We start from the raw sequence: 15,888 nt of genomic DNA, 5'->3' as shown, positions 1-15,888 counted from the left end.
AAGCCATATATCTTTGTCTTATGATAGGAGAAGTGAAGGAGGTCTTCGAATTGAACAAAACGATAGAAACGATATTAAATCATCGGTCCATCCGTTCGTTTACAGACGAGCGTTTGTCCGAAGAAGAGGTGCTGACACTTATTAAAAGTGCACAGGCTGCTTCGACATCAAGCTATGTACAGGCGTACAGTATTATTGGTGTGACAGATCAAGAGAAGAAGGCCAAGCTTGCTGAACTGGCTGGGAATCAGCCATACGTTGAGAAGAATGGGCATTTCTTTGTCTTCTGTGCAGACTTGAAACGCCATGATGATATTGCAAAAAAAGCAGGGAAGAATCATCAGGAGGCGCTTGAGAATACGGAAGCCTTTCTCATTAGCGTCATTGATACGGCGCTCGCTGCGCAAAATATGAGTATAGCCGCAGAATCAATGGGACTTGGGATCTGCTATATTGGCGGCCTGCGCAATCAACTGAGAGAAGTCTCTAATCTGCTTGAAACACCATCATATGTGTTGCCGTTATTTGGTCTGGTTGTTGGACATCCAGCAAGTCAATCGTCACAAAAGGAACGGTTGCCAGTTGAACTCATTTATCATGAAAATTCATATCAGCAAGATGAAGCGCGTGTGGATCGTTATTTAAAAGAATACGATGATCGTATTTCATCCTATTATGAAGAACGAACAAACGGAGAGAGAACAGATACTTGGTCTAAGCAGATGCTTCGCGGCTTTAGTCAGCCAAAGCGTGCCTTCCTTGGGGAATTTGTAAAAGAGAAGGGCTTTAATCGAAAATAAATAGAAATCCCCCTTTCGATGGAGAGAGGGGGATTTCTGTAAGAGGTGCAGTAAGATGAAATTAAGTATACTGGATCAATCTCCTTTAATTGGAGATGCAACTCCTGCTGAAGCCTTGAAGCAAACGGTTGAATTGGCAAAACAGGCAGAAAAGTGGGGCTATCACCGATTTTGGGTATCAGAGCATCACTTTTCAAACCGGCTTGCAGGATCGAGTCCAGAGGTGCTCCTCGGTCATTTATCAGCCGTTACGTCACATATACGTATTGGCTCAGGAGGTGTGATGCTGCCGCACTACAGCGCGTATAAAGTAGCAGAGAACTTCAGGGTTCTCGAGGCTCTCGCTCCTGGCAGAATTGATCTTGGAATTGGACGTGCTCCTGGTGGTATGCCGATTTCCTCCATTGCTCTTCATCATGGTGAACGAAAACGTCTAGGTGATCAATATCCTGAGCAAGTAGAAGAGTTGAAGGTCTATTTACACGACCTAGCAGATGAATTTTATCCATTGCCTCATTTAACCGCTTCTCCGAAAGTAGAGACTGCACCCGAGGTATGGATGCTTGGTTCCTCTGGAGGAAGTGCAAGACTTGCGGCGAAAGCAGGTGCAGGCTATACGTTTGCTCTATTTATCAATGGTGAAGGTGGAGAAGATTCTGTAGAACAATATATCAACCGGTTCGAACCATCAGCATTCGGTGAGAAGCCGCGCGTTAGTCTGGCGGTCTTCGTTTTATGTGCTGAAACTGAGGAACAGGCAGAAAAACTGGCAGTCAGTTTAGATTTATCTTTACTTGCCAATGAACAGGGGCAAAACCTCGGGGGATTTCCTTCATATGAAAAGGCACAAGCATATTCCTATAGTCCATATGAACAAAAACGTGTGGCTGCCAATCGTCAAAGAATGGTGGTTGGGACGCCATCTTCTGTGAAAAAGCAGCTGACGGCACTAACGAAGGCTTATCGTACAAATGAAGTGATTGCCGTGACCATCACTCACCGCATGCAAGACCGGCTCACATCCTATCGTTTATTAAAAGAAGCCTTTGATGCATAACGTATGTATGTCTAGTTAGCGTCCACGCAGCCAGTAGAGAGGGAAGAGAAGCATCATGATGAAAATAAACGAGGCTGTCACAAGCAAACTAAGTGGGTAAATAAAGGACACATAGACTGTCAGCTCGCATGTTTGATGAAAAGGACGAGGATGTTTCGCATATAAAAGGGTGAAAAAATACAACAGGGTGATCGTTAGAAAAAAAGCAGTAAAACAAGAAACGATCCATAGCAATATCAACATCAGTCTCTCTTTCCTCCATATATGATCAAAAAGCCTTGATGAGCTGATCCGCTCATTCAAGGCTTTTCTTGTGATTCACATTTATTCAGGGTAAATATCGAAAGGTTCCTTCGTTTGAACAGTGTCAGATTTCCCTTTCAAACTTGCATACGCAAGCATTGTATACTCACCAGATTCGAGCTTTTGACCTTGATTGATTGTGCCATTCCATTTTACGCGGTGTTCTCCTTTATCAACATGTTGATAAACACCTGCTTCACCTAAATACTCTCCATCTGTCGAGTAGACGAGGAATGCAAGGTTTTCAGCTCCGCCAGGCAGATAGCTGCTAATGACATAGCTTCCAGCACGGTTATCCGGCTCTACAGAAACCGAAGTGACGCGCGGATAATCAGGTTCTTTTACAATCAATAAAGTCGGAATCTCTGTGACCTTTCTGCCATTTTCGCGAAGGGTAATGCTACCTTGGTACGTTCCTTTTTTGGTTTTACCGTATTTCACTTGTACGGCGGAAGTAAAGGACCCTGTGGAATTCCCTTTGACAGTGATTTTCTTCGTTCCGTTTGTGCTGATGCCGCTGCCATCGAATTTGTAATCAATGGTGTATGTTTTCGGTGCTTTTGAAAGGTTCTCTACCTTGAATTTCTTCGTTTTGATTTGAACGCCTTTTTCTTTCAAGAAAGTGCCATAAGAATAACTCGCATCAGAAACGATAGATGACGCTTGGAGTGATTCGATAATTCGAACACTGCCTGTCCCTTGTGTGTTGTGAGGGAATGGGTTGCCGTTTGCATCGAATAGTTTTTCTGCTGTATTCATCAGCAATGCTTTAATTTGTGCTGTTGAGTAAGATGGTTTTGCTTGCTTAATGATCGCTGCAACCCCAGCCACATGCGGTGAAGCCATGCTTGTTCCTTGCTTTGATCCATATCCGTAAGGCTGAGAAGGATCGTGCGTTGGGATTGTACTCACAATGCTGACCCCTGGCGCTGATAAATCAGGCTTAATCATCCACGTATCCACAACTGGTCCGCGAGAGGAGAAGTCAGCGACTTGCTCACTAAGCTCTTTAACAAATTGAATGGAGAAAGTCGTTGTATTATTTCCAGCCTCAATGGCATTGACAAGCGCCGTTCCTTCAGCTTTTGATAGCTTAATCGTTGGAAGAGCAAGACCTGGTACATCGACTGGAATTTCCCCATCGGTGTTGTTAAACATCACAACGCCGATTGCACCAGCAGCTTTTGCATTGTCGACTTTATCAACAAAGGCAATCGCTCCTCGCTCGATCACGGCAACCTTTCCTTTCACATCAATGTCTTCAAATGCTTTTTCGTCACCGATCCCTGCATGGACGAGTGTGACTTGTTTTTGGTCAAGTGCTTTTAAATCACTCTCTTGGTAGTAGCCCATCACTTTTGCAGTAGAATAGTTCGGGAATGTCACATTGTAAAGGCTGTAAGGAAGCTGAGTTGCTCCGACAGATATGGCATCTCTTGACGTGCCGGGAGATCCGACTGTCCAGCTGTTCGGACCGCTGTTTCCATTCGATGTGACAGCGACAACGCCTTCAGACATGGCCCAATCAAGTGCGATACTTGTAGCATAATCAGGGTTATTCACACTGTTTCCGAGAGAGAGGTTCATAACATCTGCTCCATCAGTAACAGCACGGTCGATGCCTGCAAGAACGTTTTCAGTTGTTCCAGAACCGCCTGGTCCAAGTACACGGTATGCAAGAAGTGTGGCATCCTTGGCGACACCTTTCATTTGTCCATTGGCAGCAATTGTCCCTGCAACGTGTGTGCCGTGGTCTGTCGATTCACCTCTAGGGTCTCCTTTAGGTGTCTCTTGCGGAGAATAATCGTTATCAACAAAATCATAGCCTTTGTATAAACCAAAGTTTCCTTTTAAATCAGGGTGGGTATAGTCAACTCCAGTATCAATGACAGCGACTTTTACCCCTTTTCCAGAGTAGCCGGCATCCCAAGCTTTTGGTGCACCGATAAACGGAGCGCTTTTATCCATAAGAGGGGAGACATCTTCATTTGGAAGCTGAATGCTTTCCTTTTTCACTTCATCTGTTTGATATGTAACGTCCGGATAAACGGCTTTGACTCCGTCAACTGCGAGCAGCTTCGGAATTTCGTTTGCAGGAAGTTTCATAGAGAAACCAGAGAAGACTTTTTCATATTCTTGACGAACACTCGCTTTATCAATTTCTTTGAGTGCTTCATTTTTTACTTTTGTTCGAGATTTTTTGAGGGAGGCTTTTGTTTGAGCTTTGCCTTCTTGCTTTGCTTCAACTAAAGATTTTTCCTTTAATTCAACAATGACAGTGGTATGTTTTCTAGATTTGACATTGATTTCACCGAAGATTTCTGCTTTTTCCAGTTCCACCTGTTTGTTCGATGGAGCGGCAGCAGCCTGTTGACCTGTAAAGAATGTGGATAAAACAAAAATAGTGGAGAACAATAGAACGGAAGAACGAGAGATAACCTTTTTCATTAATTTTCCCCTTTCTAGATGTGTTTTTAGGGAGATAGCCTTTCTTTTTGTAGATAAATAGGAAAGATTCACTGCCCGTTATTAAGTATTCAATACGATGAAAACAATTCCTTTACTAAAATGGTCTTATTTTACATAGTTATAAAGAACTATTTTGTTTATAAAGTCTCACTTATGCACAAACTCCTGTTGATAACTCAATTATTTAGATATATATATGGAAAACAAAAAAATCTCATACACAAAATCTAGTAATGGGGTGTTGATATGTGGATAAACCCTGTTGATAAGGTGTGCTTATCTTTTGGATATAGTGTGTATAAAATTTTTATTGAAACATCCTCGTACATGATGATCTTCTGCACTTTTCAACAAAACTTCTGAAAACTAGTTTGTTTTTTCACCCAGATTGTGACAAACCTTTCTTTTTTCTCGGGATATGATAGGAGCAGTTGTTTTGCTAGAACTGCTAGATTCTAAGAAAAGCGGAGGGATGTTCAGTGAGGAAATTCAAAAACTGGTTGAGTGTATGGTTTGGTTTCATGATGAATGTGCTTGTGAATCCTGGTGTGATGATGAAGCAGCAACGTTTTCAGGCAGCTGCAGTGGATGATCGTTTCTTTCAAATCGTGAAAGAGAGAGAGCTAGAGAAGCTGGCAGAAGTAAAGAACAAGAAGCGCAGGTCAGAAAGAGCGTTTAAGCAAAGTCTGATAATGCTTGATAAGAAGACGACGAGAGAGGCGCGTGCTGGTCCGCTCTTACCTTTACATGGGAGATGAAACAGGGTAAAATCCCACATAAGAAACGTTATCTGGTGGGAGAGGATACCCCTTGAAGATATATAAGATATTGAATAACAATGCAGTTGTTGTAAAGGAAGGTGATCAGGAGAAAATTGTGATGGGGCCCGGAATTGCTTTTCAGAAGGGGAAAAATGACGTCGTTCCCGTTCAAAAAATAGAGAAAATCTTTGTTGTGCGTGAAGAAAATGAGAAATTCAAACAAATCCTTGCAACATTGCCCGAAGCGCATATTGAGGTGGCAGAGCATATCATCAGTTATGCAGAGGGTGAACTGATGATGCCGCTTAGTGATCATATCCACATATCACTGACTGACCATTTATCCTTTGCCATTGAGCGCATTCAAAAGGGCATTGTGCTATATAATAAATTGCTTGGTGAGATCAAAGTCTTATATAAGCAGGAATATGATATTGGAAAGTATGCCATTCGTTATGTAAAGGAGCGGCTCGGGGTTGAACTGCCGGACGATGAGGCAGGGTATGTAGCACTCCATATTCATACGGCCAAAATGAATACGGAGTCTATGAAAAAGACCGTGAAATATACAACGATGATCAAAGAAATGATCGAGCATATAGAAAGCTATTTTCAGTATTCAATTGATGAGGATAGTATTTCCTATCAGCGGCTTGTGACACATTTGAGGTATGCATTAGGCAGGTTGGAATCAAATGAGGCATTTCAAATCATGGACGATGACATGCTGAGTTTTATCCAAACAAAGTATGATTTGGCTTACCAGTGTGCACGTGGACTCGCTGATTTGTTGAAAAATGAATATGAACTTTATCTCCCTGAATCGGAGATCGGCTACATCACGCTGCATGTCCAGCGTCTGCAGGATGCCGAATTGGTTTAGTGGTTGTGCCTGCATGCAGGCTTTTTTTTATGCACACTACTTTAATTAGTGTATATGGGTCAATAGATTCGAAAAAAGAGGTTGACGCAGGTCACGCTCTTATACTATGATGAAAGCGTAATCAAAATTTGATATCGTGGGATTGTGACTGTCAGGCAGGCAAGACCTAAAATTTGCGTAACGAGGGGACGTGTATGTCCTTTTATCGTTGGTGAATTTTAGGTCTTTTTTGCTTTAAAAAAGGAGGAGACAACATGGATTATCAAAAAACAGCCAAAGAATTAACAGAACTATTAGGTGGCAAAGAAAATGTCATCAGTGCCACGCATTGTGCAACAAGACTCAGATTGGTGATGAAAGATGAAGAGCTAATTGACAAAGAGGCCATTGAGGAACTTGAAGGGGTAAAGGGGGCTTTCTCAAGCTCGGGGCAATTCCAAATCATTTTTGGAACAGGAGCAGTCAACAAAGTATATGAACCTTTTGCTCGTGAGACTGGCCTTGAGACAGACGACGAGAAACAAAAACCTGTCAGCCATGATGAAGCAGTGAAACAAAAAATGAATCCACTTGCTCGTTTTGCAAAGACGTTATCAAATATATTTGTGCCGATCATTCCAGCGATTGTTGCAAGCGGTTTATTAATGGGCTTATTAGGTATGATGAAAGCCTTCAAATGGGCTGACCCAAGCTCCGCGATTTTTCAAATGCTTGATATGTTCTCAAGCGCAGCCTTTATCATTTTGCCGATTTTAATTGGGGTCAGTGCAGCGAAAGAGTTTGGTGGAAATCCGTATTTAGGAGCCGTTATTGGGGGGATTATGATTCACCCGAACCTGCTCAACCCGTGGGGACTGACAGATGCGAAACCAGAGTATATGCATTTATTCAATTTTGATATTGCTCTTCTTGGTTACCAAGGAACAGTCATTCCAGTGTTATTGACTGTGTACATCATGTGCCTTGTTGAAAAGAATTTAAGAAAAGTGGTTCCGAACAGTATTGATTTACTTGTGACTCCATTTGTGACGGTGATTGTGACTGGATTTGTGACGTTTATTGCTGTTGGGCCGCTTGGAAGAATGCTCGGTACAGGAATTTCGAATGCACTGACATTTATTTATGATCATGCAGGGTTCTTAGCAGGACTCATTTTCGGAGGAGCCTACTCACTTATTGTGCTCACAGGGGTTCATCATAGCTTCCATGCGATTGAAGCTGGACTGTTGAATGATATTGGACGTAACTATTTGCTGCCAATTTGGGCGATGTCTAACGTAGCACAGGGCGGGGCAGGCTTGGCGGTCTTTTTCTTAGCGAAACGAGCGAAAACAAAGGAAATCGCACTACCTGCAGCTTTCTCTGCTTTCCTAGGGATTACCGAGCCTGTGATATTCGGTGTCAATCTCCGCTATCGTAAGCCGTTTATCGCCGCGATGATTGGAGGCGCATTAGGCGGGGCATTTGTTGTTTTCACAAAGGTAGCCGCCAACGCCTATGGTTTAACTGGTATTCCGATGATTGCGATTGCAGCGCCATTCGGTATGCAAAATGTGGTGAATTATGTGATTGGTATGTTAATCGCTGTTGCGGTCTCATTTACTCTCACTATCATGTTTAAAGTAAAAGAAGTAGAAAAATAATCAAGGAGTGGTCACAGTCATGACAACAACTGACGCAGCACTTCGTCAAAAGGTAGCAGAACGTATTCGAAACTATGGGCATTTGGTGAAAAAAGATGTGTATCGCCAGCATTTTCATTTAATGCCGCCGGTTGGTCTTTTAAATGACCCGAATGGGTTGATTCAGTGGAAAGGGGTTTACCACATTTTTTATCAGTGGCAGCCATTCAAAACGGGTCACGGCGCAAAATTTTGGGGCCATTACACATCGACAGATTTAGTGAATTGGCAGCACGAGGAAGCCGCTCTTGCGCCAAGTGATTGGTTTGATCAAAACGGCTGTTATTCTGGCAGTGCAGTCATTGACGATGGACATATGTATGTGATGTACACTGGCAACGTTCGCGATGAACAAGGGAACCGCGAGACGTATCAATGTTTAGCGGTTTCAGAGGATGGCATTCATTTTCAGAAAAAAGGTGTCGTGGCGACGCTTCCAGAGGGATTCACTGCCCATTTTCGTGATCCGAAAGTATGGAAGCGAAATGGCCAGTGGTACATGGTTCTAGGTGCACAAAGCCTTGACCTGAAAGGGAATCTCGTCTTATTTACCTCTGATACTTTAGACAATTGGACGTTTCAAGGCATCATTGCAGGCAGTGGGAAAAATGGATTAGAGGATTTCGGCTATATGTGGGAATGTCCAGATCTATTTGAATTAGATGGCCGGGATGTATTGATTGTGTCGCCGCAGGGGCTCGAGCCGAATGGCTTAAAATATCATAATACACATCAATCAGGTTATTTTGTTGGGAAATTGGATGACCATACCTATCAATATACGCACGGAGCGTTTGAGGAGCTGGATCGAGGCTTTGACTTCTATGCGCAGCAAACCTTTCTAGACGAATCAGGCAGACGCCTTTTAATTGGATGGATGGGAGTGCCTGATCAAGGAGAAGAGCATCACCCAACGATTTCTTATCAATGGATACACTGCCTCACCATTCCAAGAGAGCTACGTTTAGATGAAGATGGACATCTGATTCAAAAGCCCGTCACTGAGCTTCAGGCGATGAGAACCAACGAACAAGAGCATGTTTTCCATATCAAACGCTCTGTTCAATCGATTCCTGTAGATGATATTACGAGTGCAGAGTTATTCATTGATCAAATTGATACACAAAAAGGGTTTGAATGCTGTATTCGTGCGGCAGCCCGTATCATTTATGATAAAGATGAGGGCAAACTGACATTAGAGAGAGATCGATTTGAAGATCGAACAAAAGAAGTTCGAGAAGTGGCAATAGAGGAATTACACGACCTTCACATCTTGATCGATGCATCTTCAATTGAGATTTTTGTAAACGGAGGCAGAGAAGTATTGACTGCTCGTTACTTTCCTTCCCCGGGGAATAAATCAATCTCAATCAGTGGCAGAAATGAAACAAAACTTAAACTAAAAACATGGCATTTACAAAGAAAAGTAGATCAATGATCTGCTTTTTTTCTAGTGAATTCAGCCTGTATCTTAGGGGCTATATCATGTATATACAAGCGTTGCCAGAAGCGGTTTGATGACGTTTTACATATATGATAACAGGTGGAATTATGGTATCATTTTAAAATATATACAGCTGAGGCTGACGTTTATCCAAATGCGATAGGACAAAAAGGGGTTGTTTACTTGAATTCAAAACAGCAGCCGACGACTAGAAAACGCTTGGAGACAATGGCAGATCATGTTGAAGATAAACGTGAAGAATATAAAGAATTGCTCATTCAAGTCCAATCTATTCTCGGTGAACCTTCTCTAGAGCAGGAAGAATTAAAAGAGAAGCTGTCAGATACGTATAAACAAATGAAAGAATATGCCTTATTTGTTGAATCTATTGAAGCCTTTATTCGAAAAATGGCGAAAGAATCTGATCAGCAAAAGTAGGTATGAATGTATCGTGAAAAAGTATACCTGTGTATGGGTATGCTTTTTTTAGTCAGATCATTAAAAATTAAAATGAAAGCGTTGACATTTCTTTTGTCATGATACAAAATAAATGAAAATTCATCTAAGCTTATACAGGAGGAACGATATGAACCATGCAACCAAGAAATATTTGATTACCGCTATCATTGTCCTTTTTTCTATGAGTTTTCTTAGTCCTTCCGTTTCATCTGCTCGAACCCCGCACACGTCATTTTTTACACCTACCGCTTCCTTACCATCTGGTCAATATTATCGTGCACAAGAGGTGGCTCTCCATTCTCCGGTGCCAAAAGCTACTTTGTATTACACAACAGACGGCAGTCAGCCGACATCTCAAAGTCAGCGGTATAAAAAGCCTATTCATATTGATACCAATACAACTTTAAAAGTAAGCGCTTACAAAAATAAGCACTACCTAGCTACTTCTACGTACAATTATCGTTTTGTCACACGAGAGGATATTGCATCATCTTTTTTATCTTTTGAATATCAAGGAATGCCTTATCGGTTGTACATTCCGACAAACCATAAGAGGGGTAAAGCTTATCCTCTAGTCCTATTCTTACATGGAGGCGGGGAAAGAGGGACCGATAATCAAAAGCAGTTACTTGCGAACGATGGTGCAGTTTTATGGGCTTCTCCTGAAGTTCAAAAGAAACATCCTGCATACGTACTAGCACCTCAGGCGCGAAATACTGTGGATGGGGGCTTTGCTTTAACAAGAAATGCGCAAAATGAAATCGATCTGAAAAATGTATTTCAATTTTCACCAGATTTACACAAAGCCTATGAAGTGCTTCAGCATGTGTTAACTTCTTATAAGATTGATCAGAAAAGGATTTATGCGACTGGTTTATCTCAAGGCGGATTTGGCTCGTATCAGTTGAACATCACATATCCTCGTTTGTTCGCAGCGATGATTTCTATTGCCGGTGGTGCTGATCCAAGCAAGGCGGGAATTTTAGCACACAAGCCAATATGGGCATTTCATGCAGAGGATGATTCCATTATCCCTATCAGCTATGCGAGAAATACAATTCAGGCTATTCAAAATGCTGGTGGAAGGCCAATTTATACGGAGTATGAAAGCAAGTATGGGTATGATCATGCATCATGGACGCCTGCTTATGAGACCAAAGGATTAACCGATTGGTTATTTGCACAGAGACTCAGCTTACGATAAACAAAAAAACCGATTCATCCAAAAGACGAATCGGTTTTTTCTATTCTACTTATCAAAACGATGAGCAGAATGCTTTGTTGGTCCGATGTATTCATTTAGCTGGAAAGAGCCTTTGATGGCAGCTGTGATGAATTCTTTTGCTGCATAAATGGCTTCTTTCACGTCTGAGCCGTTTGCCAGTTCAGCTGTGACTGCTGCTGAGAATGTGCAGCCCGCGCCGTGTGTGTATTCTGTGTCGATCTTATCTGTTTCAAGTCGTTCGAAGGTTTGTCCATCATAAAGCAAATCGATCGCTTTATCTGGGCTTAGCTTACCGCCTCCAGTGATGACCACATACTTGGCACCAAGTTCGTGAATGCGTTTTGCTGCTTCTTCCATTTGTTCGATCGTTTTGATCTCACCGATTCCGCTTAATTGACCTGCTTCGAAAAGGTTAGGCGTAATGACGGTTGCCAGTGGCGTAAGCTTTTCGCGCAGTGCTTCAGCGTGCTCTGGATATAGCACTTCGTTCGCACCCTTACAAACCATAACAGGATCAATGACGACATTTTTTAAGTCGTATGTTTTGATGGTGTCCGCTGCAAGTTCGATCACGTCGACTGTTGGGAGCATCCCTGTTTTCAGCGCATCTACCCCAATGCCTTCTACAATGGTAGAGAGCTGCGCACGGATCGTCGCCGTATCAATTGGAAACACCTGATGATCCCAATGGTTATGAGGGTCCATTGCAACGACAACGGTTAAAGCTGTCATCCCATAGACGTTTTTCTCTTGAAACGTTTTTAAATCTGCTTGGATACCTGCACCGCCGCTTGAATCCGAGCCTGCGATGGTGAGTGCTTTATTCATAGACATAGTTGCTGAACCTCCAATGTGATGTGTAACAGTTACTGTTCTATCCCTTATTATAATCAGCTTTTCCATTTATCACAATGAAACGACCTAAAAAAGCGTTCCACCCTAGGAAGAACGCCTTTCCCCTTATCTTTTACAAATCACCAATTTCCCTATTTTCAGTTCGTCTAAAAGTGTTAAGGCTAATTCCTGATCGGCGCCAACTGACATCATTTTGGCCATGAGCTCGTCATCCCGAGTGCGGATGACATTGGCGATTTGATCTAAAATCCCTTGATCGACCGCTGTCATGCTTTTGGCACTCGTATGCTCTGTGACGGTATCAGAGCGTTCTGGATCGTACGCAAAAACAAAAATATCATCCTTTGCTGAACGTATTTGTTCAATGGTCTGTTTTGCTTCTTTGCTATTTTCTACTGTGAAATGTTCCATCGTCATCACTCCTTTTCATCAAAAATTCCCATTTTTCCGTCACATCAAACCGCCTTTTATATCATGAGAAGAACGTCATTTTATGTTTTAATGGAAAAAGACGAATCTATTAAAGGAGTAAGCTGAATATGAAGATTTCCTTATTAATTGTGACACATAACCGGCTCAGCGCACTGTGTGAGCTGCTTGAATCTATTACGAGACAAACCGTACAGCCCTTTGAAATTGTGGTTGTGAATGATGCAGGAGAGCGTGTCGAGGTCATTCAGGAACTCTATCCCGAACTTCCGATCCGCTTGATCCATTTAGAAGAGAATGTCCAGCATGTGAATGCTAGAAACGTGGGGGTGCGGGAGCTGACAGGCGATGTCATTATGCTTAGTGATGACGATGATTATTTTACACCTTGTCATATTGAACGGATGAGTAAGGCGCTGGAGGATGCCGATTTTGTCTTTTCTGATGCAGAAATTGTGTCATTTGAAGAAAAAGGCGTGACCCGCTTCCCGGTGTCAAGACGTCTGTTTGCGTATACAGCTGCTATTGAGGATATGCGTGTCTTTTCTACATATGTTCCTTCCGGTAGTATGTACAAACGCTGTATACACGATGAGATTGGCTATTTTGATCCAGCGATGCATCATTACTGGGATTGGGACTTTTTCTTACGTGTCACGCAGCATGCCCGGGTCAAACGAGTGCCTGCTGCCAGTGTGATCTATGCGTTCTTTGACGGCGGTGGAAATCAGTCTAGTGACCTTGGTGAGACAAGAAAGAACTATTTAGATGATTTAAGTGAAAAGCATGGGCTGGGCGATTTGCCGACAGCGAACTTTGCTGTCTTATTAGAAGAACCAGCGATGAAAAAGCGAGAATCAGAGAGTGAGATTGTGTGGGATGGAAAACCGATGATCTCAAGACTGGCACAGCAGACACAAGGAGGAGAACCCCAATGAAGCCATTTTTAAATGATAGCTGGTGGGCTGTGATGAAAAGTGAATTTGAACAGCCATATTATCAGGAATTACGTGAATGGATGAAGGAAGAATATCGCACGCAGACCGTTTTTCCGAAACCGGATGACGTTTATCGCGCGCTTCATTTGACATCATATGAAGAGGTCAAAGTGGTGATTTTGGGACAAGACCCTTATCATGGCCCAGGACAGGCACATGGATTAAGCTTTTCTGTCCAGCCTGGCGTGAAGCATCCACCATCGTTGAGAAATATTTTTCAGGAGCTAAAGGATGATCTTGGCTGTCCTGTTCCAAATCACGGCTCACTTGTGAGCTGGGCAGAGCAAGGTGTGCTGCTCTTAAACACTGTGTTGACCGTAAGAAAGGGCGAGGCGAACTCGCATAAAGGCAAAGGCTGGGAACGTGTGACAGACCGTGTGATTGATGCGCTGAATGAACGTGATCAGCCCGTCGTTTTTGTGCTGTGGGGAAGACATGCTCAAAATAAGAAAGAACGCATTGACCAAAACAAGCATTACATCATTGAGTCACCTCATCCAAGTCCTTTTTCAGCAAGAAACGGCTTTTTTGGCAGTCGTCCGTTTTCAAAGGTAAACGCGTATTTAAAGCAAATGGGGACAGAAGAAATTAATTGGTGTATCCAAGATATTGAATAAAAAGAGGACGAGGGGAGAGACCCTTCGTCCTGTTTATTTTAAAAATTTACGAACCAAGTCGAGTCCGTTTTTCGCATTTGGATAACGGAAGGAAAAATCGAAGCGATTGGTTTGGCGTAGAACGCTTTTTTCATGCGTAAAGGTAAAAAAGCTTTCTTTCCCATGATATCGTCCCATGCCGCTTTCACCCACGCCTCCGAATGGCAGGTAAGGAGTAGCGACATGCATGAGCGTGTCATTGATACATCCTCCGCCAAATGAGAGATGGTCTAGAATATAGGATTCTGTTTCTTTACTTGTTGTAAATAAGTAAAGCGCAAGCGGCTTCGGTCTTGCTTTGATCATATGAGTTGCCTCGTGCAGAGAATCGAAGGTCATGACAGGCAGAATCGGTCCGAAAATTTCCTCCTGCATGACGGGATCTTCCCATGTGATGTGGTCTAAAATGGTCGGTGCAATTTTGAGCTCGTCTTCGTTGCGCTGTCCACCCGTAACGACCGTTCCATTTGAGAGGAATTCGGAAAGCCTGTCAAAATGACGTTGGCTGACATTTTTCCCAAAGTGCGGATGTGTTTCCGGTTGTTCGCCATAAAAGTCACGAATGCAGGCTGTCATTTCCCGTAAAAGTTCCTCTTTTATGGATTCATGAACAAGCAAATAGTCTGGCGCAATACACGTTTGACCGGCATTGGCAAATTTGCCGAACGTGATTCGTTTTGCCGCTAATTTGATATCTGCATCAGGCATGACGATGCAAGGGCTTTTTCCGCCAAGTTCGAGTGTGACAGGAGTCAAATGCTTTGCGGCGGCTTCCATGACGACTTTGCCGACTGCCACACTTCCTGTAAAAAAGATATAATCAAAGGGCAGTTTCAACAGCTCTGTACTCACATCTACACCGCCTTCTACGACAGTGGCATGGTCTTCTTGAAATACAGGTTCGATTATTGCACTGATTACTTCTGAAACTTGCGGCGTCAGCTCAGACGGTTTTAAAATAACGGCATTACCTGCAGCAATGGCACCAACTAATGGAGAAAGAGCCAATTGGAAAGGATAGTTCCAAGGAGCAATGATGAGCACACTGCCATAAGGTTCCTTTATAATCATGCTTTTCGACCCGATATGAGTGAGGGGGGTTCGCACGCGTGTTGGCTTTGCCCATTTGTGGAGGTGCTTGATGGTATGATTGATTTCTTCATACACCATCCCGATCTCAGTTGTGTAGGCTTCCTGTTCGGATTTATGTAAATCATGGGCCAAGGCTTGTAAAATATCCTCTTCATGCTGTTTGATGGCTGCTTTTAAGTCTTTAAGAAGACGGATGCGTTCTTCAACCGACGGCTTTTGAAAGACTTTTTGTTTCTGAAAAAGAGCAGTGAGCTTATCCATTATTCAATCCTTTCATAAACGATACTGTTTCTTTTATTATGTGTGAAGGGCTATGTCGGGTCAAATAAGAGAGGCGGGTTTGAAAAAATGAACCCATTTCGTTTGTTCATTTGGTAAAATAATGTTGAAAAGAGACTTTTTTAGATTGGAGGGTCTACCCTTGAATATTCATATATCAAGCCTGCTCCAAAAAATGGAGGAAGCGGTTCAAAAGGCGAAACAAAGTGGAAATGATGAAGAGGTGAAACGTCAAGTGGCGGCGATTTCTTCACTATGTGATGTCATTCTCGATGCACCATCACAGATGCAAATGCCGCAAACGCCGGTGATCTCGCCACCTTCTTCGATACAGACACCGTCCGCGCCGCCCGTATCCTCAGATCAAGCGATGCTTGAGAAACTGATGGGTGCGAGTGGTGCGAAGAAATTTCAGCATCAAGAAGAGGGGCAAAAAGAGAAGGATGGGAACGGCGACTCTATCTTTGATTTTTAATGGTCTTGTCACGACAAAGGG

General features: G+C 42.9%; 16 protein-coding genes. 11 read left to right on the top strand and 5 right to left on the bottom strand.

Translation table 11 applies throughout. From position 1 onward, the window contains the following. Positions 1–50: 50 nt before the first annotated feature. Together nfsA and MKX52_RS17280 are read left to right on the top strand one after the other, a co-directional pair. Positions 51–800, top strand: coding sequence for an oxygen-insensitive NADPH nitroreductase (gene nfsA, locus MKX52_RS17285; protein ID WP_342491120.1), 750 nt, complete (start codon positions 51–53; stop codon positions 798–800). A 55-nt stretch (positions 801–855) separates the two neighbouring features. Next, a complete protein-coding gene (locus tag MKX52_RS17280; protein ID WP_119125545.1) occupies positions 856–1,857 on the top strand; it encodes an LLM class flavin-dependent oxidoreductase in 1,002 nt (333 codons plus the stop codon). Positions 1,858–1,872: 15 nt separating this feature from the next. Here the strand turns inward: MKX52_RS17280 and MKX52_RS17275 are convergent, their stop codons facing one another. Both MKX52_RS17275 and MKX52_RS17270 read right to left on the bottom strand, forming a co-directional pair. After that, entirely contained in the window at positions 1,873–2,100 is a 228-nt protein-coding gene (locus MKX52_RS17275) for a hypothetical protein (RefSeq protein WP_342491119.1), read from the bottom strand. An 81-nt stretch (positions 2,101–2,181) separates the two neighbouring features. Further along, a complete protein-coding gene (locus tag MKX52_RS17270; protein WP_012011662.1) occupies positions 2,182–4,608 on the bottom strand; it encodes a S8 family serine peptidase in 2,427 nt (808 codons plus the stop codon). 500 nt (positions 4,609–5,108) lie between these two features. Between MKX52_RS17270 and MKX52_RS17265 the strand changes: the two genes are divergently transcribed. From MKX52_RS17265 to MKX52_RS17240, 6 genes are all read left to right on the top strand, one after another. Continuing rightward, positions 5,109–5,387: a hypothetical protein gene (locus MKX52_RS17265; protein WP_342491118.1), complete on the top strand. Its 279-nt coding sequence runs from the start codon at positions 5,109–5,111 to the stop codon at positions 5,385–5,387. Positions 5,388–5,439: 52 nt separating this feature from the next. After that, positions 5,440–6,273, top strand: coding sequence for a PRD domain-containing protein (locus tag MKX52_RS17260; protein ID WP_088002486.1), 834 nt, complete (start codon positions 5,440–5,442; stop codon positions 6,271–6,273). A 254-nt stretch (positions 6,274–6,527) separates the two neighbouring features. Next, positions 6,528–7,916 carry a sucrose-specific PTS transporter subunit IIBC gene (locus MKX52_RS17255; RefSeq protein ID WP_342491117.1) on the top strand — a complete coding sequence of 463 codons (1,389 nt, stop codon included), beginning with the start codon at positions 6,528–6,530 and terminating at the stop codon, positions 7,914–7,916. 19 nt (positions 7,917–7,935) lie between these two features. Then, on the top strand, positions 7,936–9,393 hold the full coding sequence (locus MKX52_RS17250; protein WP_342491116.1) for a sucrose-6-phosphate hydrolase: 1,458 nt from the start codon (positions 7,936–7,938) through the stop codon (positions 9,391–9,393). A gap of 189 nt (positions 9,394–9,582) precedes the next feature. Continuing rightward, entirely contained in the window at positions 9,583–9,837 is a 255-nt protein-coding gene (locus tag MKX52_RS17245; RefSeq protein WP_008359596.1) for a hypothetical protein, read from the top strand. 148 nt (positions 9,838–9,985) lie between these two features. Next, the gene (locus MKX52_RS17240) at positions 9,986–11,062 is read left to right on the top strand and encodes a chitobiase/beta-hexosaminidase C-terminal domain-containing protein (RefSeq protein WP_342491115.1); all 1,077 of its coding nucleotides are present in this window, start codon (positions 9,986–9,988) and stop codon (positions 11,060–11,062) included. 45 nt (positions 11,063–11,107) lie between these two features. Here the strand turns inward: MKX52_RS17240 and MKX52_RS17235 are convergent, their stop codons facing one another. Together MKX52_RS17235 and MKX52_RS17230 are read right to left on the bottom strand one after the other, a co-directional pair. Next, the gene (locus tag MKX52_RS17235; RefSeq protein ID WP_012011655.1) at positions 11,108–11,917 is read right to left on the bottom strand and encodes a bifunctional hydroxymethylpyrimidine kinase/phosphomethylpyrimidine kinase; all 810 of its coding nucleotides are present in this window, start codon (positions 11,915–11,917) and stop codon (positions 11,108–11,110) included. Between the two features lie 126 nt (positions 11,918–12,043). Then, positions 12,044–12,349: a general stress protein gene (locus tag MKX52_RS17230; RefSeq protein ID WP_342491114.1), complete on the bottom strand. Its 306-nt coding sequence runs from the start codon at positions 12,347–12,349 to the stop codon at positions 12,044–12,046. A gap of 128 nt (positions 12,350–12,477) precedes the next feature. Here MKX52_RS17230 and MKX52_RS17225 point away from each other — a divergent pair, with 128 nt between their 5' ends. Both MKX52_RS17225 and MKX52_RS17220 read left to right on the top strand, forming a co-directional pair. Then, complete coding sequence (locus MKX52_RS17225) at positions 12,478–13,305, top strand: glycosyltransferase family 2 protein (RefSeq protein ID WP_342491113.1); 828 nt, start codon at positions 12,478–12,480, stop codon at positions 13,303–13,305. Then, positions 13,302–13,982 carry a uracil-DNA glycosylase gene (locus MKX52_RS17220; RefSeq protein WP_012011651.1) on the top strand — a complete coding sequence of 227 codons (681 nt, stop codon included), beginning with the start codon at positions 13,302–13,304 and terminating at the stop codon, positions 13,980–13,982. Before MKX52_RS17225 ends, MKX52_RS17220 begins: the two co-directional genes overlap by 4 nt. Positions 13,983–14,015: 33 nt before the next feature. On the opposite strand, the gene MKX52_RS17215 is transcribed toward MKX52_RS17220, so the two are convergent. After that, positions 14,016–15,374, bottom strand: coding sequence for an aldehyde dehydrogenase (locus MKX52_RS17215; protein WP_342491112.1), 1,359 nt, complete (start codon positions 15,372–15,374; stop codon positions 14,016–14,018). Positions 15,375–15,534: 160 nt separating this feature from the next. Between MKX52_RS17215 and MKX52_RS17210 the strand changes: the two genes are divergently transcribed. Further along, the gene (locus MKX52_RS17210; protein ID WP_217013303.1) at positions 15,535–15,867 is read left to right on the top strand and encodes a YwdI family protein; all 333 of its coding nucleotides are present in this window, start codon (positions 15,535–15,537) and stop codon (positions 15,865–15,867) included. The last annotated feature ends 21 nt before the right edge of the window (positions 15,868–15,888 follow it).

Source organism: Bacillus sp. FSL R5-0422, assembly GCF_038610765.1.
GTDB lineage: Bacteria > Bacillota > Bacilli > Bacillales > Bacillaceae > Bacillus > Bacillus pumilus_O.
The sequence above is the reverse complement of the archived record's forward strand: the minus strand, read 5'-3'. Positions and strand labels throughout refer to the sequence as shown.